Source organism: Alistipes sp. i18-0019-D1 (assembly GCF_042852885.1).
Taxonomy (GTDB): domain Bacteria; phylum Bacteroidota; class Bacteroidia; order Bacteroidales; family Rikenellaceae; genus Alistipes.
The window spans coordinates 2,925,312-2,944,761 of the sequence record NZ_AP031424.1; the positions used below are offsets into that span (position 1 = coordinate 2,925,312).

The following is a 19,450-nucleotide window of genomic DNA, read 5'->3' on the forward strand; positions in this document are numbered from 1 at the left end:
CATGAAAAAACTTTTCGCTTTTGCATTCGCCGCGATGATGCTGGCGGGATGCGTCAAATCGCCCCTCGTAGGCGGAATCTATACCGATGTGAAGGACGGGTTGGCCGTGACGGGCAATGCCGGGTCGAGCAAGGTCGGCACGGCCGAGGCCAAGGGATATGTAGGCGTCGTCGCTCTGGGCGATGCGAGCATCCAGGCTGCTGCCCGCGAAGCCGGCATCACGCGCATCCACCACGTAGACTACCAGGCCAAGTCCTATGTCGGCGTCTACACGATCTACACGATCATCGTCTACGGTGACTAAACGCTTCTTGCTGGCGGCACTCTGCATCGCCGGAGCCTCGGCGCTCCCGGCGCAGAACATCCGCAGCCATTACGTGTCGAAGGCCGAGACCGACGGGGTGATCTATCATACCTTCCCCGTGACGCTTTTCGAGAGTCGCGAGGCGGGCGATCTGACTTTCGACATCACCTACAAGGAGCATCGCGGCGGGCGCGCCACGATCAATTTCACCTGCCGTCTGCCGCAGGCCGTGCCGGCCGATTCGGTGCGTTTCGCTGCGGACGTGGCGACGATGTCCGGACCGGTGGAAAAACTCTACCTCGAACCGGAAAGGAAGGTTTGGAAGCATCGTTACACCTTCGATGCCGACGGGTCGGAACTCTGCGGTTTCTTCGATGAGCGGGCTTCGCCCGAAGTGACGGTTTACGTCGGGGAAAAGTCGTATGTCTATCGTGCCAAGCGCTCTGCATGGCGCAGTTACGCGCCGATAGGGTATCGGATCTTCGATATGATTCGTGTAAACGAACAATAGTTTTAGATGATTGCGGCACACCTGCCGCACATCCCTCAAATTCCCGAATGGGACGTACTTCAGTACTACCCATCCGGGGATTTTTCTCGATGCACGGCATCTGCACCACACTGATCGGAAATGATGAATCCTGCTCTGCGATAATCAAAAACTCATCCGGGGCTTTTGCACGATGCACGGCATCTGCATCCCACTGATCGAAAACGGTTGAGGCCGATCCGCAAAAAAACAACCGGACCCGAAATGAATCGGGTCCGGTCGCTGTTTTCGGGCGTCTATGGTTAGAACTTGTATGCTGCGCCGATGCTGATGACTACGGGATTCTTGCGCCAGTCGTCGAACATGGGCTGCCATTTCAGGCCGGCCGAAAGGTCCCAGTTGCGGGCTACCTCGAAGTCGAAACCGCCGCCGATGTTCAGACCTGCAGCCCATTTGCCGATGTCGTTGGCCGTGAAGCCGACGGCGGGGTAAACGCTCCAGCCTTCGCTCAAGTGGAAGACGTACTGCGCGTCGACGCTGATGTCGATCGAACAGCCGCTGTGCAGCAGCGCCGTGAGCGACGGTTCGATACGCCAGTTATCCGAGAAACTGTAACGTCCGAATGCACCCAGACCCACCACGGCGTCACCCGTGTTGGTGTAGATGTTCATACGTGGGCCGAGCGCCCAGTTGCCTTTGTCCTGCGCCGATGCTGCCGTTACTGCGAACAGCGCGACGATCGCCGTTAAAAGAATTTTTTTCATGTTTCCGTTTTTTTATATTGAATAAACGTTATTCAAACTGTTTGCCAAAACAAATATAGGAAATTTCCCGGCTGCGGCCAAATATATTCAATGAACCCGACTTTTTTATAAATAAAAAGGAGGTCCGCGACAATCGGGTGCGGACCTCCGGAGTGTGTCGCCCCGTCGGGGCGTGAAATGCTATTTCTCGTTGAGCGCAGCGTGAGCCGCAGCCAGGCGTGCGATGGGCACGCGGAAGGGCGAACAGCTCACGTAGTTCAGACCTGCGTAGTGGCAGAACTCCACCGACGAAGGTTCGCCGCCGTGCTCGCCGCAGATGCCGCACTTGAGCGTCGGGCGCGTGCCGCGGCCCTTGAAGACGGCCTCGCGGATCAGCTGGCCCACGCCGTTTTGGTCGAGGATCTGGAACGGGTCGTTCTTCAGGATACCCTTCTCCAGGTATACCGGCAGGAACTTGCCGATGTCGTCGCGCGAGAATCCGAGCGTCATCTGCGTCAGGTCGTTGGTTCCGAACGAGAAGAACTCGGCGACTTCGGCGATCTGGTTGGCCGTCACGGCGGCGCGCGGAACCTCGATCATCGTGCCGACCATGTAGTCGATCTTGTCGTTACGCTCCGAGAATACCTGCTCGGCCGTGGCGTCGATGATCTTTTTCTGGTAGCGCAGCTCCTTGTGGTTGCCCACCAGCGGAACCATGATCTCCACGTGCACGGGCATGCCCGAAGCCTTGACGTTCATCGCAGCCTCGATGATGGCACGGGCCTGCATCTCGGTGATTTCGGGATAGGTGTTGCCCAGGCGGCAGCCGCGGTGTCCCAGCATGGGGTTGAACTCGGCCAGCGACTCGACCTTGGCGACGATCTTTGCGAGGGGCACGCCCATCTCGGCGGCCATCTCTTTCTGGCCCTTCTCGTCGTGGGGCACGAACTCGTGCAGAGGGGGATCCAGAAGGCGCACCGTCACGGGGAATCCGTTCATGGCCCTGAACAGTCCCTCGAAGTCGCCGCGCTGGATCGGCAGCAGCTTGGCCAGCGCCACGCGGCGTCCGGCTTCGTCGTCGGCGAGAATCATCTCGCGGAAAGCCTTGATGCGGTCGCCCTCGAAGAACATGTGCTCCGTGCGGCAGAGTCCGATGCCTTCGGCGCCGAACGAGAACGCCTGTGCGGCATCCTTCGGGGTGTCGGCGTTGGCGCGGACCTTCAGCACCGAGTATTTTCCGGCGAGGTTCATCAGCTGGCCGAAGTCACCGCTCAGGTCGGCGGCCATGGTGGCTACCTGGCCGAGGTACACTTCGCCCGTCGAGCCGTTGAGCGAAATCCAGTCGCCCTCCTTCACGGTGAATCCGTTCACCTGGATTGTGCGGGTTTTATAGTCGATCTGCAGTTCGCCTGCACCCGATACGCAGCATTTGCCCATGCCGCGGGCCACGACGGCCGCGTGCGAGGTCATGCCGCCGCGTGCGGTCAGGATACCTGCGGCGTCGAGCATGCCCTTGAGGTCCTCGGGCGAGGTCTCGATGCGCACCAGGATGGCGCGCTGGCCGGTTTTCTCCAGCGTTTTCTCGGCGTCCTCGGCGAAGAATACCACGGGTCCCGTGGCGGCTCCCGGCGATGCGGGCAGGCCCTTGGTGATGACCTGCGCACTGGCGATGGCCTTCTTGTCGAAAACGGGGTGGAGCAGTTCGTCGAGCTTCGCAGGCTCGCAGCGCAGTACGGCGGTCTTCTCGTCGATCAGACCCTCGCGCAGCATGTCCATGGCGATCTTGACCATCGCTGCGCCCGTGCGCTTGCCGTTGCGGCACTGGAGCATCCAGAGCTTGCCGTCCTGAATCGTGAACTCGATGTCCTGCATGTCCTTGAAGTACTGCTCCAGGTGGTGCTGGATTTCGTCCAGCTCCTTGTAAACCTCGGGCATCACCTCTTCGAGCGAGGGGAACTTCGCCTTGCGCTCCTCCTCCGAAACCTTCTGGGCCACGGCCCAGCGCTTCGAACCCTCGATGGTGATCTGCTGCGGGGTGCGGATGCCGGCTACGACGTCCTCGCCCTGGGCGTTGATCAGGTATTCGCCGTTGAAGAGGTTCTCACCCGTTGCGGCGTCGCGCGAGAAGGCTACGCCCGTCGCGGAATTCTCTCCCATGTTGCCGAACACCATGGCCTGCACCGATACGGCCGTGCCCCACTCGGCGGGGATGTTGTTGAGTTTGCGGTAGAGGATGGCGCGTTCGTTCATCCACGAGCCGAACACGGCGCAGATGGCGCCCCACAGCTGGTCCCACGGGCTGGTCGGGAAATCCTCGCCGGTCTGCTTCTTCACGGCGGCCTTGAAGTTCTTCACCAGCTCCTTGAGGTCGTCGGTCGTCAGGTCGGTGTCGTTCTTCACGCCCTTCTTGGCCTTCTGCTCCTCGATGATCACCTCGAACGGGTCGTGGTCCTCCTTCGAAACGGGTTTCATGCCCAGCACCACGTCGCCGTACATCTGTACGAAGCGGCGGTACGAGTCCCATGCGAAACGCGGGTTGCCCGTACGCTTGGCCACGGCCTCCACGGCCTGGTCGTTCATGCCCAGGTTGAGGATGGTGTCCATCATGCCGGGCATCGACGCGCGCGCGCCCGAACGTACGGATACGAGCAGCGGCATCTCCTTGTCGCCGAATTTCATGCCGGTCAGTTTCTCGATGTTCTTCATCGCCTTCTCGACTTCGGGGCGGAGCATCTCGATGACGGCCTCTTTGCCGTGCTTGTAGAATTCCGCACACACTTCCGTGGTGATGGTGAATCCCGGGGGCACGGGGATGCCGATGAGGTTCATCTCCGCAAGGTTCGCACCCTTGCCGCCGAGCAGTTCACGCATTTTGCCGTTTCCTTCGGCCTCTTTGTTACCGAAGGTATAGACCCGTTTTACGTCTGCCATAACTTTTTTTGGTTTTGAATTATAGTATAAATATAAAAATTTTTTCTTATACCTCTCCTTTGAAGCCGAAAAATTGCGGTGACGTTTCCGTTACCGCATCCGTAAAATGCATTTCCGTCGAAGGGATTGCGAAAATACGAAAACTTTTCGAAATATCCAAAAAATTCTACCGGATGTAAATGAATACCGGCAGCGAATAACCGTAGCCGCCGCGATAAACCCCGCGTGAGTAGGTCGTGAAGGGGTTACCGCTCTTTTGGTCAACCAGATAGCGGCGCGCGAAAACGTCGCCCTCCGAGGTCGTCAGCGCCGTGTCCGCGAGGATGCGGTCGCGCATCTGCCACCGTCCGCCGCGCCGTATGGTGCCCCGTCCGGCCTGTTCGGCGCGCCGGGTCGCATCGCGCAGTCCCCAGCGTCCGGGGTCGGGGAGATCCGAGCGTCCCAGTACGATCAGTTTCGCGTGCGGGCGCTCCGCGCGCAGGTCCTTCACGACCCACCGGGCCATGCGCGCGTCGCCGCACAGCGCCAGCCCCACGGTGTCGCGTCCGAGTTCGCCCTCGACGTAGAGGTAGCGGCGTCCCGGTTCGTCGTAGGTCGGGTAGAAGAGGTCCCCGTAGTAGAGCAACGCAAAATCCATTCCGTCGAGCGAATTGAGCGTGCGGTGGAGGTAGGAGTATTCGCCCCGGCAGGCGGCGGCGATGTCGCGGACGACCTGTTCGTTTTCGACGCCCCACAGGGCGACCAGGGGCAGGGCCATCGAGTCGATCACGGCCGCCGTATTGCGGATTTTGCGTTCGTAACGCTCTGCGGTCCAATGCAGACGGCCTTCTGGCGTATAGTCTGCGTCGTCGTAGAAAAGCGCCGGGAGGGTGTCGTAAATCCGGTCCACGTCGTAGAAGGCGATGCCGACGGGCCGTTGCCCGAGGGCGGCACAGCATCCGGCCCAGAGCAGGGCGGCCGTTATCAGTCGGCAGATCTTCACGGCCGACATTCAGAGCGGTTTTTCGGGCAGGAAATCGCGGGGCGAGCAGCCCAGGAATTTGGCGATTTCGTTGATGTGGTTGACATTGTATTTGATGTCGTACCGCGGACTTTCGGCCATACCGATGAATCCTTTCGAGACGCCGATGCCGTATGCCAGCATTGCCTGCGACACTTTCTGGGCCATTCGCTCTTTGCGGATGGCTTCGATAACATAGATGTCGGCAGGAGTTTTCACAAGCGGCTTGTTTTTGCTTACAAAACTAAAAAACATGCCATTTGCGATGCTCTTTTATACATGAGTATGCTCATTTATACTTGAGCGAATATTTCGTTCGCCCCAGCCCCCCCCCTGGGGGCGAACGACGGATCGCCCGGCGATCCGGGTGTGTTGCCGCTTTTTGGTCGGCAGTTAGCGCGGTCTTCGCCCGCGGGTTGTAGCTACCTTTTGATGTCAAAAGGTAGCACCAAAACCATCCGCATGTCGCTTTCGCGGGAACGTCGCTCGGCTACGCTAAAACGGGCGCCTTCGCGGGTTTGCGGCGCAAAGGAATGCGCCGCTTCGACTGTGGCGGCTCGGCAAAGCAAGCTTTGCTCTCGCCTGCTGGACGTCGTTGCGAGCAAACCGGCCTCGTTTTTTAACGCTCCGCCTTCGCTCCGTTCTTTTTCCGCTGCAAGCGATAATGCGGCGGTTTAAAACCGCTTCCAGAGGCGATGGCCGGATTCTGCGTTTCCGATCCGGTTGCTGTGCCTTCTCTCACGCCGCCGTTGGCGGCGCAGGATTCCGGCTCGATGCCAGAGCCGTCAAACGAAGGTCCGGCTAAAAGTGGTAAGAAACGGGGCCGGGGCGCGTGCGCCCCCGCGAATAGGCGCCCGTTTCGAACGTTAGACGGGACCGAAGCAGGCGAAGGCATCCGCTGGAGAGTTTTTGGTACTTTTTGCAGCCAAAAAGTACATAACCCTCCGCGGGGAAAAACCGCGGTTAACCACCGATCAAAAAACGGTAATATTCCTGGGGCAAAGACACATTCCGTTTTGGACACTTTTTACCTTTCAAAAAGGGTTCCGATGCCTGAAAAACAACCGGCCCTTCACGCCGAAGCGCAAAGAGCCGGAGAATATTGCCGGAATGTCCGGACGGCTATCTGATTCCGTATTTGCGGAGTATCTTCCGGATGCGGGGCAGCCGCTCCGAGATCATGCGGTCGTAGCCCAGGTCGGAACCGTGGTCGCAGTCGATGGTCCCTTCGGAGTCCTTGCCGTAGTACCACTCGCCGTCGAGGAAATAGACGTTGTCGTATTGTTTTGCCAGCCGCCGCATCATTCGGTCGGCGGTGTCGATCCGCTCGCGGTGGAACTGTGCGGCTTCTTTGTTGAAATTGCCTGCGGCGTGCCAGTGGGTCTGCATGAAAATCAGCGGTTTGTCGGGGTGGGCCTTGACGAGTGTCGCGACGAATGCGTCGAGACGGTCCCGGATCATGGCCGCAGAGGGGTTCGAGAAGGCGTCGAAGAGAAAGGCGTCGGCGTCGGTCTCGGCGAGCAGCCGGGCGAATTCGGGCTGGAGCATACTGTTGCCGCTGTATCCCAGGTTGACGAATTCGATGCCTGTCATACGGCTCATGCGCGCTGGGTAGGCCATTCCGGGGCGGCTGGCCGAAGCTCCGTGGGTAATGCTCGACCCGAAGACGATGACACGGTGTTTGTAGGGCGATGCGAGCGGTGTGACGGAGGCGTCTTCGTCCACGCCGATCTCCAGCGTCAGCAGTTCGCTCCATGTCGGCAGATAGAGCATGCACTCCCGGGTCTCGCGGTCCATGTGTTCGACGATGGCGCTGCTGTGCCGGCCGGTCGCTTCCGGGCCGGGCCGCGACGCACCGGCCATTGTCCAAATTCCGTCTTTGCGGATATAAAGGTCCATGCCGCGTTGCAGGACAGGACTCATGTTCCAGCCGTAGTTGCGTGGGGTCGTGGTCCAGCGGGCTTCGATCCGGCGGCTGTCGGTGGTGAAAAGCACCGCTACGCCGGCCGGATAGCCGCAATAGCGGCGGATGGTGGCGTTGTCGAAATGGTAGCGTGTCGTGTCGACCCGGTAGTAGGGGTGTCCCTCCATCGGGCAGGTGCGGCCGATGATGGTCAGCGTCGAGGCGTCGACGTACTTTTGGGCTGTCGCCGTGTGCAGGGACAGGACTCCGGCGGCGATAAGTGCAAAGTGTTTTATCATAGAGGTTTCAGTTTGGTCGGTTTTCAGTTCGGTCAGCCTTCGATCACGCCCGAGCCGATCAGCTCGTCGCCGTCGTACCACACCGCGAACTGTCCGGGGGTGATGCCCCGCTGGGGCCGGTCGAAAACGAGGTAAGCCCCTTCGTCGCGGACGAACAGCCGCGCGCCCTGCAACGGCTGGCGGTAACGGATGCGGACGGAGAAGCGGGCGCTCTGCCCGGCGGTCAGCTCCTGCGCGGGGTTCACCCAGTGGATTTCGCTGGGCGCGATGTGCAGCGCGGGGCGCCACAGTCCGGGGTGGGCGTCGCCTTCGCCGACCCAGATCACATTCTGTGTGGTGTCCGTGGCGAGGATGAACAGCGACTCCTTGCGGCCCCCGATGCCGAGTCCCTTGCGCTGTCCGATGGTGTAGTAATGGGCGCCGTTGTGCTCGCCGATCTTCTTGCCGTCGCGCACGGTGTAGCGCCACGGTTCGGCCAGCGCCGCGAGTTGTTCCGTCGTCGGCTCGCCCTCCGCCGGGGCGGCCTCACGCGCGTATTTCGGCCATGCGGGGAGTATTTCGTGGACGTTGCCCTTTTTCGGGGCGAGTTTCTGCTGGAGGAAGGTCGGCAGGTCGACCTTGCCTACGAAGCAGATGCCCTGCGAATCCTTGCGTTTGGCCGTGGCGAGGCCCTGCTCCTCGGCGATGCGCCGCACCTCGGGTTTCAGCAGTCCGCCGACGGGAAACAGCGCCCGGCGCAACTGCTCCTGCGAAAGCTGGCAGAGGAAATAGCTCTGGTCCTTGTTGGGGTCGCTTCCCGCGAGCAGTTTATGGATCGTCCTTCCGTCGGGCAGCGTCTCCTCGGCCTTGCGGCAGTAGTGGCCCGTGGCGACGTAGTCGGCGCCCAGCTTCAGCGCCTCGCGCAGGAAGACGTCGAATTTGATCTCGCGGTTGCACAGCACGTCGGGATTGGGCGTGCGGCCTCGTTCGTACTCCGCGAACATGTAGTCCACGACGCGCGCGCGGTAGTCCTCCGAAAGGTCGACCACGTGCAGCGCGATGTCGAGTTTCCTGGCCACGAGTTCGGCGAAAACCCGGTCGTCGTGCCACGGACAGTCACCTTCGAGCGTTCCCGTCGTGTCGTGCCAGTTGATCATGAAGAGTCCCACGACCTCGTGCCCCTGCTGTTTGAGGAGCCAGGCCGCGACGGACGAATCCACGCCGCCCGAAAGTCCGATTACCACCCGTGCCATATCAGATAATGAAAGCGATTGCGTTGTTCGATGCGTGTATGAGGAATACGAGCCAGAATGCCTGGGCGAAGCCCCGCCGTTCGAAACGGCTCAAATAGGCGAAAGCCCAAATCAGCCCTGTGACGAGCATGCAGGCCAGGTAGGCCGGACCCGCCTGGTGTCCGCTGCCGAAAACCCCGGCCGAGAAGATGACCGGCCACCAGAATGACCGGGGCAGCGCCTTGCGCACGAGCCAGATGACCAGCGCCTGCGCGACGAGTGTTTCCGCGAGCGGCGCGACGATGACGACGACGAACCAGCCGATGCGCCGGGCGCGTTCGGGATCTATGTCCGCATCCTCGATTCCCGTCGTGACGCCGAACAGCAGGAGGGCGGTTGCCTTGGCGGCGAACGAGACGATGAATACCAGTATGGCGAATTTCCATCCCGGCATGCGTCCCAGTGCGATGCGCCACCTTTGCAGCAGGCGGCCTGCGGTGAATTTTCCCTTCATCGGTCCAGGTCGATCAGTCCTTCGGGAAGTACCAGGTGCATCGTGCGCCCCTCGAAGTCGATGCGGGCGATGAACTCCTCGACGGCGGGGACCAGCACCTGCCGTCCGCCGATCTCCAGTTCGAACAGCGGATTGGCGTCGCTGTCGTAGTAGTCGGTGAGCGTGCCTTCGAATTTCCCGGAGGCGCGGGGTCCGGCTTCGGCGGCGGTTTCCGCCCCTCCGGACGAGGCTCCGGCCTCTTCGGCTACGACCGCGAAGCCGATCAGGTCCTCGAGGTAAAACTCGTCGTCGTCCTCCTCGCCGTTCAGTTCGATGCGGAATTCCAGCCCCATGAGTTCCTGCGCCCTGCGCTCGGTGTCGAAATCGGCGAACGTGGCGGTGGCGCCCGACTGGCCGCGGCGTTCGAAACGCTCGCACCAGAGCGGTACCTCCAGTGCGTCGATGGTGACACGCAGCGGGGTGTCGGTCGTGAAATCCTCGGGGAAAGCGGGGTAGAGCGAGAGCATCACTCCGCCCTCCGTGCCGAAAAGTTTGTTGATTCTGCCTGCGGGAACGATCATGTCGGTTGAATTATGGCGTAAAAATACAAAAAAAACGGTAATCTCCCGGACGGAAGTTTACCGTTTTTATGCGGATCAGGAAACGTCTTGCTGCGCTCCCTCCCCTGTGTCGCCTTATTCGGCGGCGGGAGCTTCCGGAGCGGCCTCTTCGGCAGCAGCCTCCGCAGTCTCGGCAGCGGCAGCTTCCGCGGCCTCACGGGCGGCAGCCTCGGCAGCGGCCTTCTTCTCGGCGATTGCGGCAGCGCGCTCCTCCTTGATCTTGGCCTCGGCAGCCAGACGTGCCTTCTCGGCCGACTTGGCGTCGGTCATCAGCTTGTTGGTCTTGGCCTCGATCTTGCCGGCTTTGGCTTCCATCCACTTGTTGAAGCGGGCTTCTGCCTCGGTCTCGGTGAACGCACCCTTGGCGACGCCGCCCAGCAGGTGTTTCTTGTACATTACGCCCTTGTACGAGAGGATAGCCCGACAAGTATCCGTAGGTTGTGCGCCTTTCTGTAACCAATCCAGGGCTTTCTCGAAGTCCAGATCAATCGTAGCAGGATTCGTGTTGGGGTTGTAGGTTCCCAACTTCTCGATGAATTTACCATCACGTGGCGCTCTGCTATCTGCGGCAACGATGTGATAGAAGGCATAACCCTTCTTACCGTGACGTGCCAGACGAATTTTAACAGCCATTTGCTATAAAATTTTGTTGTAATTAATAAAAAAACGCTCACCCCTTCGGGCTTTTAAGCCTGCAAATGTAGGGAAAATATTCCGCTCGGCAAAATAAATGCCGTAAAAAACTGCATTTCACGGCTGTGCCGGGATCATTCGGGCGAATGAAGCGGGCCGCTGCGGATTGCCGCGGGACGGGGCGGAAAGAAAAGACGGATGGAATTCAATTGCCTGAAAACCAATCCGTCCGTTGTGATCCCGGCGGGATTCGAACCCACGACCGACAGCTTAGAAGGCTGTTGCTCTATCCAACTGAGCTACGAGACCATCGTTGAAATGACGCTGCAAAAGTAAGAAATTTCGGGCCAACTGCAAACTTATCGTCCGATTTCTTGCGACCGGACCCTTGTCGGGAAACTCCCGGTTCCGCCGGAGCGGGGATGCCGGGACCGGGCGGATTGGCAAAAACAATCCGGAAAATGGGTTTTTCCGTCTGTAAATTGTTCAATTTGAGAAATTTTTCCTAACTTGACATAGCCCAACTCGCCCGTCATGCAAAAACAGACCCTTCTGTCGCTTCTGGCGATATTTTCGTGCGCATCGGTATGTGCGCAGGAACCCGACTATCGGCTCGGAAAGGTCTCCCTCGACGAGCTCCGCATGGAGCGTTACGACAAGGACCCCGCCGCCGATGCAGTCATCCTCTGCGAGGACAATTCCTGAACTACCAGTTCACCTCGACGATCACCCTCGTCCAGGAATACCGCGCCGTAGGCTGCGAGGACGTGACGACCGTGGAGATCCGTCTGCCGGCAAACGGGGGCCCGCGGTGGGACCCCGTTGTTTTTCGCCGGTGCCGCCTATTTCCGCGGCAGGACGACCACGATGCGCGTGCCTTCGGTGTACTCCGGGTCGATGCGGATTTCGCCGCCCAGGTGGCGGACGATCAGGCGGCAGAGGTAAAGTCCCAGTCCGTTGCCCTGGCTGAACGGGTCGAGCTTGGTGAACCGCTCGAATGCCTGGTCGTATTTCTCGGGCGGGATTCCGCAGCCGGTGTCCGTCACGGCGATATACACGCGCTCGTCGCCTTCGCGGCCGCATTCGAGGCGGATATGGCCTTCCCGGGTGAATTTATATGCGTTGCCGAGCAGTGCCGAGAGCAGGACGCCGAGGTATTTCTCGCTCGATACCACGGCGATCGTTTCGGCGGGAATGCCGTCGGCGTAGGCCACGCCGGTCTTCGGGCAGCGGATCTTCATGGCGCGCAGCTGCGAGCGGCACAGCGCGCAGAGGTTGAGGTAACTGCGCGGCAGCGGCTCGGTCAGGTTTTCGAGATAGGAGACTTCGAGCATGTCCTCGAACAGGTAGCGCAGCTGGCGGCGGCTCTCGTGGATGATCTGGCAGTATTGGTCGTGCGCTTCGGGCGACACTTCGTCGGCGCACAGCAGTTCCGAGAACCCGGCGATGCTGTTGAGCGGCGTGCGGACTTCGTGGCAGATCGAGTTGATGAAGGCGTTTTTCCTCTCCTCGCTCTTGCGGCCCTGCTCCATCTGCCGCAGCAACTCCTGCTGGAGCTGTTTCGTGCGGCGGTTGCCGGCGTAGATGAACGCCACGGCCGCGCCGGCCGCCAGCAGCAGCAGGGACAGCGACACGAGGGCTATCTTGTGGTGGCGGGCGCTCAGCAGCGCCTTGTCGAGCGCCAGCCGGTCCAGTTCGTACGAGGCCTGCATCTCGCGTATCGTCTCGGTCTGTTCGAAGCGCATGGCCGAATTGCGGACCTTCACGGCGAGGTCGTAGGCCGCGCAGGCTTCTTTGTCGCGGTGCAGGGCGTGGAGCACCCAGGCGCGTTTCTGGTAGCAGGCCGTGGGGCGCACGCCCTGTATCGGGCGGTGTTCGGCGAGGTAGATCAGCGAATCGGTGCAGGCGAGCGCGCGGACGTATTCGCCGCGGTTGACGGCTTTGCGATAGGCGGCCTGGAAGTAGCGGGTGCGGGCCATGGTCAGCCGGCTTTCGCGGATCGATTCGAGGAATCCGCTGGGCAGGAAGAGGTGCATGCCGGGTTTGCCGCCGAAGGGGGTATCGCCGTCCTCGGGAAGCCACGGCTGCGCCGAAACTCCGCGCGGAAGCGCCGTCAGAGCCAGTACGGCCAGCGTCGCCAGAGCGACGACGGATCGGATACGGTTCGTCGTCATGGCTTCAGGGGTATTGTGAAGATGAAACGCGCGCCTCCGGTGTAGTCCGCGTCGAAGCGTATCGAGCCGGAAAGGTGCCCGGCGATGATGCGGCAGAGCGAGAGGCTCAGGCCGCGCGACCCCACGGGGCCGTCGGACAGCGGACGGAAAATCTCCGCCTGCCGTTCGGGGGCGATTCCGCAGCCGGTGTCGGTGACCGAAACGCGGAGGATGTTGGCCGCCGGGTCTGTCTCGTAGCGGAGCGTGATGCTGCCCTCGGAGGTGAATTTCGCGGCGTTGTCGAGCAGCGCGCGGACCACGAACGAGAAGTATTGGGCATGCGTCGGGACGATACAGCGCGTCCCCGGCGTCTCGATGCGGTATTCGACTCCGCCGCTGTGCGGCAGGCGCGAGGCGGTCAGCAGTTCCGCGTTGCACAGTTCGTCGATGTCGGCCTCTTCGAACTGCAACTGCTCGGTCAGGCTGTCGAGGTTGGCGGCTTCGAGCATGTTGTCGAGCGTCGAGAGCAGCAGGTCGGTGTTTTCGCGGATGTCGCCGAGCATCTCCAGCCGTTCCCCGATTCCCGTGTCGGCGAGCATCAGTTTCTGCGAAGTCTGGTCGATGGTTTCCAGCGGCTGTCCGATTCCCCGGCAGATCGTGCCGATGAAGATCGACTTCATGTGCTCGCTCTCCCTGGCCTTGCGGTTGTGCCGGGCGATGGCGGCCTGGAGGCGGCGGTTGCGGCGCAGGGCGACGTAGTAGTAGACGCCGGTTCCGAGCAGCAGGACGCCGATGGCGATGAACGAAAACAGCGCTGCCATGCGGTTGCGGATCAGGGCGTGTGTCTCGGCGAGTTTGAGCCGGTCCATGTCGTGACGGCGGCGGATGGTTTCGCTCCGCTCGCGGCGCTCGGCCGAGAAGATCGAGTCCTGCACCTCCGCCGTGCGTTCGTAACCGGCGTACGATTCGTCGTAGCGGCCTGCGCGGGCCAGCATCACGCTGCGGTCGCGGTTGACCCGGTAGATTTTCGAGGGCATCATGCGGAAATAGCCCTTGCCCTGGTCGATCATCCTCATCAGCGAGTCGCAGTAGAGAACGCTCTGGTCGTAGTGGCCCCGGATTCCGTTCCAGAGGTAGCCCAGTTCGTAGATGTAGGTCTTGTTACGCACGAGGTTCTCGCCTTCGGCGTTGAGCATGCGTTGCCGGAATTCGTCGAAATTCCGTTCGATCAGATCGTCGCGTCCGACGTTGATCGCACAGCGGATCAGCTGCCGGTAGGGGTTTACGTAGCTGTTGTCGCGGTAGAGGTAGGGACGGCGCTGCAGGCGGTCTTCCAGGGCGTAGTAGGAGTCGATCAGGGCGATGAAATCCGAGGTCAGCCGCACCTGGCCGGCGTAATCGCAGGCCTGGTTGTAGGCGCCGCTGAGCAGGAAATAGACCAGATTGGCGAAATTCTTGCGCACGACCAGTTCGGGCATCTGCCGCGTCAGTTCGTAGGCCTCCTCCCAGGTTTTCGTCTGGGGGACGTAGGCCGATTTGACGCCCTTTTCGTAATAGTCGATCGTGATGCCCGCATGGCCTTTCAGCATGAGCCGCTTGACGCGGTGGAACACGTTGTCCGGGTGTGCGGAGTCGTCGTCGCACCATGCGACGATCTTATGGGCCAGCTCGAGGGCCTTTTTCCGGTCGTATTCGTTGTCCTGCCGGTAGTAGGTGACGGCCATTTCGGCGTAGGCGTCCATGCCCTCCTCGGGTGTTCCGGGCGTCAGTTCCCGCAGGTCGCGGATGTAGCGGTCGAGCGAATCCGCTTTTTCGGGATAGGGGGCGTACTGCGCCAGGATGGGCACGGTGGCCATGGTCATGGCGTAGGTGTCGCGGACGGCGGCGGCTTCGCGGAAAAGCTGGATCGAATAGGCCAGGTTGAGGTTCGAGTCTTCGTTGAGGTCTTTCAGGTTGAGCAGCAGCGCCACTCTCTGCCGGGGATCGGCCGTCTGCGCGAGCGCCTGCTGGAGGCTGTCCGACAACTGCTTGTGTGTCGATGCGTTCAGGCCTGTGCCCCACAGGACACAGAAGGCGAGGAGTATTTTCCGGAAGTGACGCATTTCCAAGGATGGCCGGATCGCAGCTTTTGGTGAGGAGAAAAAAAACGGACCGGAAGGGTCCGCTGTACACCGGTAAAACGGTTCCCGACCTTATTTCGTGAGGTATTTGTCGAGATACATTTTCAGTTCGCGCGGCATGACGGGTTTGGTGATGAACCCGTTGCATCCCGCTTCCTCGGCGATGCGCCGGTCGGTGTCGAAGGCGTAGGCCGTCTGCATGATGACGGGCAGCTTGTCCGTATGGAGACGAATCTCCTTCAGCGCCTCGATGCCGTCCATCACGGGCATTTTAATATCCATCAGTACGGCGTCGGGATTGTGCGATAGCGCATACTCCACAGCCTCCTTGCCGTTCTTCGCCCAGAGCAGATTATACTCTTTTTTGAGGATTATTTCCAGCAGCTTGTAGTTGCTTTCCACGTCTTCCGCAATCAGGATCAACGGCTTGCGTTCGGATGTATTGTTGTCTGTCATTGTGTATTGCATTGCAGTTCCCGCAAATATAGGAAAATTTTTCCAAAACCATTGTCCGTCAGCGGTAAAATGTTCCTTCGAAGTGCGTTGTATTTCCGCATCCGTCCGTGACCGAAAGCCGCACGGCGTGGGTGCGCCGCTGCGGCGGGGCGTCGAAAAAGTGCACCAGCGTTCCCTTCATCGGGAAGCGGTCGCAGGGAACCCATTCGCCGTCGATGTGCAGCGTCCACGAGGCGATGCCCGAGAAGTTGTCCGAGGCGCGGAACCGCACCCCTTCGGTCCGGGTGAGGTCGGCGCCTTGGGCGAAGAGCGGACGGATAGCGGGCGGCAGCGTGTCGGCCACGATCACCAAATCGCCGGCCGTGCGCACCGAAGCCGTCACCGCGCCGTCGGCATAAGCGCCTCCGACGCAGGCCAGCGAGCCTCTGCGCGTGCGGACGGCCAGCTGGGCGTGCAGTTGCAGGGGACGCGGCACGCGGGCGCGGAGCGTGACCTCCACGGCGCGGAAAAGGGGCGTCGCGGGATCGAAGAAACGGTAGGCGGGCGAGAGTACGACGACGCCCGAATCCGCCTGCGGGGCCTCCCCGCGTCCGGGACGGACGAAAGTCGGCTCGTAAATCGTCCCTTCGGGGATGCGGACCTCCGCCTCGCGCCCGATGCGCAGGACCGAAGCCCGGTCGGGCCGCAGTGCCACGGCCGTGGTGTCGGCTTCGGCGCGGAACTCCCCGGCGCGTCCGCGGACGGTGAATTCCAGCGTCGAGACATTGCCGCAGTCGTCCTCGGCCTCGATGCGGATGCGGCGCACCTGTCCTTCCGCCGTGCGTATCAGCCCGCGTTCCGCCATCGCCGGGTAGAAACTGTCGGGCGCGCCTTCCAGCTGCGCCAGGCGGATTGCCTCGTTGCGCGACGCGACCTGTATCGGGTAACAGCTCACGGCGTCGCTGCAACGCGATATGTCGTAGGTGAAGCTGTCCATACGGAATTCGAAGCAGGGGACACCGTCCGCGAAGACCGTGACGCGCCATACCCCGAAGGTGTTCCAGACGTCGTTGCGGCGGTCGGTGACTTCGGCCACGAAATAACCCCTGCGGCCCGCGCCGACGGGTCCGTCGTGCGTCAGGGCGTAGCGGCCTGCGGCCGTGCGGACCACGGCGTAGCTCTCCGGGACACTGCGCACGGGCACGCCCTGCACCGTGTCGACCTCGACGTAGTGCAGGCGCACGATGCGCGGCGGATATTCGTCCTTGGGGCGGATGATTCCCTCGCGGACGGGGTTGTAGAGCCGCTGGGTCTCCGTGTCGCGGATTTCGTAATGGAGGTGCGGGCCGCCCGACGAACCGCTGTCGCCCGAGTAAGCCACCGTGTCGCCCTGCTTCACGGGCCACTTTTCGGGACTGAACCAGAGGTTCACGCCGTTCGAACGGCGGTCGTAACGTTCCCTGCGCACGTGCCGCTCGATGTCGTTGCGGAAACGCTGGAGGTGGCCGTAGACGACCGTCGTGCCGTTGCGGAGCGTGAGGTAGACGGCGCGTCCGTAGCCGCCCGCCTGCAATGCCACGCGCGAAACGTAGCCGTCGGCCACGGCCACGACCGGTTTGCCCTCCTCGGCGTCGGTCTTGATGTCCACGCCCGCATGGAAATGCCCGGGGCGTATCTCGCCGAAATTGGCCGAGTAGAGCCGTTGTTTCAGATCCCGCAGGGGGTAGATGTAATCCTTCGGGTCGAGTTGCTGTCCCCGCACTCCCGAAGCGACTGCCGTAAGCAGAAGCAGTGTTAGAATTCGTCGCATGCGTCCGTCTCCCTGACCATTGCCGAGGCGGCGTCCATGACGGCCTCGTAGTCGTATCCGAGCGAAAGCCCGTAGCGTATCAGTTTGGTTTTCAATTCGTATTGTGTGGCGTATTTCACCGTCCGTGCCTTGCGTTCGAGCTGTTGCGCGAGCCGCTCGCCCATCCCCGAACGGTCGGCCTGCGACAGCGCCGCGCCGATCCGTTCCTTCGAAACCCCCTTGCGTTGCAGGGCCGTGCGGATTTTGTACTCGCCCCAGCCGCTCAGCCGCAGTTTTTCCCGCACGAAGGCCTCGGCGTAGCGGCTGTCGTCGATAAAGCGGTCGCGCACCAGCCGGGCGAGCACCTGCTCGGCATCCTTTTCCGCCACTCCCCAGCCGCGCATCAGCCGCCGGGCGTCGCCCTCCGACTTTTCGGCGCGGGCGCAGAGGCGCATCAGCGCCGCGAGCGCCTCGTCGGGCGTCTTGCCGCGTTTTTTCCTTATTTCAGCCGGCTGCATACCATGCGTGGTTTTCCGAAGAGGTCCTCGCGGACCTCGGTGTCGGTGTATCCTTCGGCGCCGAGCATGCGGACGATCTCCGCCGCGGCGCGTTCGTAAATCTCGAACCAAAGGCGTCCGCCGGGCGTCAGCATCCGCCGTCCCGCCTGCGCGATGGCGCGGTAGAAACGGATGGCGTCGTCGTCGGGGACGAACAGCGCCAGGCCGGGTTCGTGGTCGCGGACATTGGGGTGCATCGCCGCGCGGTCACTCTCGGGGACGTAGGGCGGATTCGATACGATCATGTCGAAGCGCTCCGGAAAAGCCTCCTCCAGTCCGCCGAGGGCATCGGCTTTGCGGAGCGTGACCGCCGCGCCGAGTTTCTGGAAATTCTCCGCCGCCACGGCCAGCGCGTCGTCCGAGATGTCGGCGGCGAAGACCTCCGCCCCGGGCATCCCCAGCGCCAGCGAAGCCGCGATGCAGCCGCTGCCCGTTCCTACATCCAGCAGCCTCCGTGCCCGGCGTTCCCCGCGCAGGATCGCGTCGACCAGCTCTTCGGTCTCGGGTCGCGGGATCAGGACCCCTTCGCGCACGGCGAAGCGGCGTCCGTAAAATTCCGTGTGTCCGACGACATATTGCAGGGGCCTTCCGGCGACGAGCTGCGCCTCCGCTTCCGGCAGGCCTTCCACGGTGAGTTCCGCCTCCGGGTCGGTCAGCAGGGCCGACGGCGACAGCCCCGAAAGTTCCGCTACGGCGGCCAGCGCGATGCTGCGGGCTTCGCGTGCGTCGTAAAGCCCCGTGAGCCGTGCGGCCAGCGCGTCGATGGTCCCGCGGCGCGTCATTGACGGAGGAAGTCGGCCAGGGCGATGGCCACGGCGGCTTCGACGACCACCGCACCGCGCAGGGCGACGCAGACGTCGTGGCGGCCGTGGATTTCCAGCGGTTCGACCCTGTCGGTCGCTAGGTTGTAGGTGATCTGTTCGCGGCCGATGCTCGGCGTGGGTTTCAGCGCTGCGCGCACCACGATCTCGTTGCCGTTGGTCAGCCCGCCGTTGATGCCCCCGGCGTTGTTGGTCGCCGTCGTGCCGGCGCAGTCCGTGAAGCAGTCGTTGTTCTCCGAGCCGCGCAGGCGCGCCCCGGCGAATCCGCTGCCGAATTCGACCCCCTTGACCGCCGGAACGGCGAACAGCAGGTGGGCGATCATGCTTTCGGCCGAATCGAAGAAGGGCTGTCCCAGGCCGAGGGGTACGCCCTGCACGCGGCATTCGACGATGCCGCCCACCGAGTCGCGGTCGGCCGTCGCGGCGTGCAGCACCTCGTTGAAACGTTCGGGGTCGGTGCAGCCGCCGATCTCGGTCAGCCGCGTGGCGAACTGCACGCCCGCGGGCAATACCTTCTTGGCCACGACGCCCGCGGCGACCAGCGCCACCGTAAGGCGCGCCGAGAAGTGCCCGCCGCCGCGCGGGTCGTTGAATCCGGCGAATTTGTGGTAGGCCACCAGGTCGGCATGCGAGGGCCGGTAGTGGCGCATGACGGTCGAGTAGTCCTGCGAGTGGGTGTTGGTGTTGGCGAATTCGATGGTCAGCGGCGCACCCGTCGTGTGGCCGTCGTAGACTCCCGACACGATCTGCGGTATGTCGGGTTCGCGCCTCGGCGTCGTGCCGGGCGCTCCGCTGCGGCGTCGTGCGAGGTCTTCGGCGAAGTCCTCCTCCGAGAGCGGGATGCCCGCCGGGACGCCGTCCAGCGAGATGCCTATCTGGTGTCCGTGCGACTCGCCCCAGATGGCGAGCCGGAAATTGTGTCCGAATTGGTTCATGGTCGGTTTGGTT

The 19,450-nt window shown here is 62.1% G+C and carries 19 protein-coding genes and 1 tRNA gene; 3 read left to right on the forward strand and 17 right to left on the reverse strand.

Going from position 1 to position 19,450, the window contains the following annotated elements; translation table 11 throughout:
• Position 1: 1 nt before the first annotated feature.
• Together ACGHP5_RS12240 and ACGHP5_RS12245 are read left to right on the forward strand one after the other, a co-directional pair.
• Positions 2-304, forward strand: coding sequence for a TRL-like family protein (locus ACGHP5_RS12240; RefSeq protein WP_015546684.1), 303 nt, complete (start codon positions 2-4; stop codon positions 302-304).
• Positions 297-815 (forward strand): hypothetical protein, encoded by a 519-nt coding sequence (locus tag ACGHP5_RS12245; protein ID WP_390567019.1) that lies wholly within the window; start codon positions 297-299, stop codon positions 813-815. The genes ACGHP5_RS12240 and ACGHP5_RS12245 overlap by 8 nt, the downstream gene beginning before the upstream one ends.
• A 281-nt stretch (positions 816-1,096) precedes the next feature.
• Here ACGHP5_RS12245 and ACGHP5_RS12250 read toward each other — a convergent pair whose 3' ends face one another.
• The 10 genes from ACGHP5_RS12250 to ACGHP5_RS12295 form a co-directional block, all read right to left on the reverse strand.
• Positions 1,097-1,558, reverse strand: coding sequence for an outer membrane beta-barrel protein (locus tag ACGHP5_RS12250; protein ID WP_276722401.1), 462 nt, complete (start codon positions 1,556-1,558; stop codon positions 1,097-1,099).
• Between the two features lie 180 nt (positions 1,559-1,738).
• Complete coding sequence (ppdK, locus tag ACGHP5_RS12255; protein WP_295902110.1) at positions 1,739-4,468, reverse strand: pyruvate, phosphate dikinase; 2,730 nt, start codon at positions 4,466-4,468, stop codon at positions 1,739-1,741.
• A 166-nt stretch (positions 4,469-4,634) separates the two neighbouring features.
• The gene (locus ACGHP5_RS12260; RefSeq protein WP_390567021.1) at positions 4,635-5,459 is read right to left on the reverse strand and encodes a hypothetical protein; all 825 of its coding nucleotides are present in this window, start codon (positions 5,457-5,459) and stop codon (positions 4,635-4,637) included.
• The gene (locus tag ACGHP5_RS12265; protein ID WP_337658123.1) at positions 5,460-5,687 is read right to left on the reverse strand and encodes a helix-turn-helix transcriptional regulator; all 228 of its coding nucleotides are present in this window, start codon (positions 5,685-5,687) and stop codon (positions 5,460-5,462) included. It lies immediately after the preceding gene.
• A gap of 903 nt (positions 5,688-6,590) precedes the next feature.
• Positions 6,591-7,670 carry an SGNH/GDSL hydrolase family protein gene (locus ACGHP5_RS12270; RefSeq protein WP_290533951.1) on the reverse strand — a complete coding sequence of 360 codons (1,080 nt, stop codon included), beginning with the start codon at positions 7,668-7,670 and terminating at the stop codon, positions 6,591-6,593.
• 32 nt (positions 7,671-7,702) lie between these two features.
• Positions 7,703-8,902: a tRNA 2-thiouridine(34) synthase MnmA gene (gene mnmA / locus ACGHP5_RS12275; protein ID WP_337772477.1), complete on the reverse strand. Its 1,200-nt coding sequence runs from the start codon at positions 8,900-8,902 to the stop codon at positions 7,703-7,705.
• 1 nt (position 8,903) lies between these two features.
• Entirely contained in the window at positions 8,904-9,395 is a 492-nt protein-coding gene (locus tag ACGHP5_RS12280) for a hypothetical protein (RefSeq protein WP_390567024.1), read from the reverse strand.
• Positions 9,392-9,955: a 16S rRNA processing protein RimM gene (locus ACGHP5_RS12285; protein WP_337772473.1), complete on the reverse strand. Its 564-nt coding sequence runs from the start codon at positions 9,953-9,955 to the stop codon at positions 9,392-9,394. Before ACGHP5_RS12285 ends, ACGHP5_RS12280 begins: the two co-directional genes overlap by 4 nt.
• A gap of 114 nt (positions 9,956-10,069) precedes the next feature.
• Positions 10,070-10,627 carry a 30S ribosomal protein S16 gene (locus ACGHP5_RS12290; RefSeq protein WP_290533947.1) on the reverse strand — a complete coding sequence of 186 codons (558 nt, stop codon included), beginning with the start codon at positions 10,625-10,627 and terminating at the stop codon, positions 10,070-10,072.
• A gap of 235 nt (positions 10,628-10,862) precedes the next feature.
• Positions 10,863-10,936: transfer RNA gene (locus ACGHP5_RS12295), tRNA-Arg, on the reverse strand.
• Positions 10,937-11,161: 225 nt separating this feature from the next.
• Here ACGHP5_RS12295 and ACGHP5_RS12300 point away from each other — a divergent pair.
• Entirely contained in the window at positions 11,162-11,332 is a 171-nt protein-coding gene (locus ACGHP5_RS12300; RefSeq protein WP_337657614.1) for a hypothetical protein, read from the forward strand.
• A 137-nt stretch (positions 11,333-11,469) separates the two neighbouring features.
• On the opposite strand, the gene ACGHP5_RS12305 is transcribed toward ACGHP5_RS12300, so the two are convergent.
• The 7 genes from ACGHP5_RS12305 to ACGHP5_RS12335 form a co-directional block, all read right to left on the reverse strand.
• Positions 11,470-12,801 (reverse strand): HAMP domain-containing sensor histidine kinase, encoded by a 1,332-nt coding sequence (locus tag ACGHP5_RS12305; protein WP_337772471.1) that lies wholly within the window; start codon positions 12,799-12,801, stop codon positions 11,470-11,472.
• Positions 12,798-14,882, reverse strand: a complete 2,085-nt coding sequence (locus ACGHP5_RS12310) for a sensor histidine kinase (protein WP_390567027.1) — start codon at positions 14,880-14,882, stop codon at positions 12,798-12,800. Before ACGHP5_RS12310 ends, ACGHP5_RS12305 begins: the two co-directional genes overlap by 4 nt.
• A 90-nt stretch (positions 14,883-14,972) precedes the next feature.
• A complete protein-coding gene (locus tag ACGHP5_RS12315; protein ID WP_290533943.1) occupies positions 14,973-15,356 on the reverse strand; it encodes a response regulator in 384 nt (127 codons plus the stop codon).
• 58 nt (positions 15,357-15,414) lie between these two features.
• On the reverse strand, positions 15,415-17,145 hold the full coding sequence (locus tag ACGHP5_RS12320) for a M23 family metallopeptidase (RefSeq protein ID WP_390567030.1): 1,731 nt from the start codon (positions 17,143-17,145) through the stop codon (positions 15,415-15,417).
• Positions 17,130-17,642, reverse strand: coding sequence for a regulatory protein RecX (locus ACGHP5_RS12325; RefSeq protein WP_390567032.1), 513 nt, complete (start codon positions 17,640-17,642; stop codon positions 17,130-17,132). Before ACGHP5_RS12325 ends, ACGHP5_RS12320 begins: the two co-directional genes overlap by 16 nt.
• Entirely contained in the window at positions 17,624-18,463 is an 840-nt protein-coding gene (gene prmC, locus ACGHP5_RS12330; RefSeq protein ID WP_337657619.1) for a peptide chain release factor N(5)-glutamine methyltransferase, read from the reverse strand. The genes ACGHP5_RS12325 and prmC overlap by 19 nt, the downstream gene beginning before the upstream one ends.
• Positions 18,460-19,437, reverse strand: a complete 978-nt coding sequence (locus ACGHP5_RS12335; RefSeq protein WP_337657620.1) for a chorismate synthase — start codon at positions 19,435-19,437, stop codon at positions 18,460-18,462. The genes prmC and ACGHP5_RS12335 overlap by 4 nt, the downstream gene beginning before the upstream one ends.
• Positions 19,438-19,450 lie beyond the last annotated feature (13 nt).

What these genes read in the sequence shown, in the direction of transcription:
- ACGHP5_RS12325 (WP_390567032.1), bottom strand. Translation starts at nt 17,642, where the DNA reads ATGCAGCCGGCTGAAATAAGGAAAAAACGCGGCAAGACGCCCGACGAG.
- ACGHP5_RS12305 (WP_337772471.1), bottom strand. Translation starts at nt 12,801, where the DNA reads ATGACGACGAACCGTATCCGATCCGTCGTCGCTCTGGCGACGCTGGCC.
- ACGHP5_RS12285 (WP_337772473.1), bottom strand. Translation starts at nt 9,955, where the DNA reads ATGATCGTTCCCGCAGGCAGAATCAACAAACTTTTCGGCACGGAGGGC.
- ppdK (WP_295902110.1), bottom strand. Translation starts at nt 4,468, where the DNA reads ATGGCAGACGTAAAACGGGTCTATACCTTCGGTAACAAAGAGGCCGAA.
- ACGHP5_RS12320 (WP_390567030.1), bottom strand. Translation starts at nt 17,145, where the DNA reads ATGCGACGAATTCTAACACTGCTTCTGCTTACGGCAGTCGCTTCGGGA.
- ACGHP5_RS12300 (WP_337657614.1), top strand. Translation starts at nt 11,162, where the DNA reads ATGCAAAAACAGACCCTTCTGTCGCTTCTGGCGATATTTTCGTGCGCA.
- ACGHP5_RS12270 (WP_290533951.1), bottom strand. Translation starts at nt 7,670, where the DNA reads ATGATAAAACACTTTGCACTTATCGCCGCCGGAGTCCTGTCCCTGCAC.
- ACGHP5_RS12280 (WP_390567024.1), bottom strand. Translation starts at nt 9,395, where the DNA reads ATGAAGGGAAAATTCACCGCAGGCCGCCTGCTGCAAAGGTGGCGCATC.
- ACGHP5_RS12240 (WP_015546684.1), top strand. Translation starts at nt 2, where the DNA reads ATGAAAAAACTTTTCGCTTTTGCATTCGCCGCGATGATGCTGGCGGGA.
- prmC (WP_337657619.1), bottom strand. Translation starts at nt 18,463, where the DNA reads ATGACGCGCCGCGGGACCATCGACGCGCTGGCCGCACGGCTCACGGGG.
- ACGHP5_RS12250 (WP_276722401.1), bottom strand. Translation starts at nt 1,558, where the DNA reads ATGAAAAAAATTCTTTTAACGGCGATCGTCGCGCTGTTCGCAGTAACG.
- ACGHP5_RS12315 (WP_290533943.1), bottom strand. Translation starts at nt 15,356, where the DNA reads ATGACAGACAACAATACATCCGAACGCAAGCCGTTGATCCTGATTGCG.
- ACGHP5_RS12310 (WP_390567027.1), bottom strand. Translation starts at nt 14,882, where the DNA reads ATGCGTCACTTCCGGAAAATACTCCTCGCCTTCTGTGTCCTGTGGGGC.
- ACGHP5_RS12290 (WP_290533947.1), bottom strand. Translation starts at nt 10,627, where the DNA reads ATGGCTGTTAAAATTCGTCTGGCACGTCACGGTAAGAAGGGTTATGCC.
- ACGHP5_RS12335 (WP_337657620.1), bottom strand. Translation starts at nt 19,437, where the DNA reads ATGAACCAATTCGGACACAATTTCCGGCTCGCCATCTGGGGCGAGTCG.
- ACGHP5_RS12260 (WP_390567021.1), bottom strand. Translation starts at nt 5,459, where the DNA reads ATGTCGGCCGTGAAGATCTGCCGACTGATAACGGCCGCCCTGCTCTGG.
- mnmA (WP_337772477.1), bottom strand. Translation starts at nt 8,902, where the DNA reads ATGGCACGGGTGGTAATCGGACTTTCGGGCGGCGTGGATTCGTCCGTC.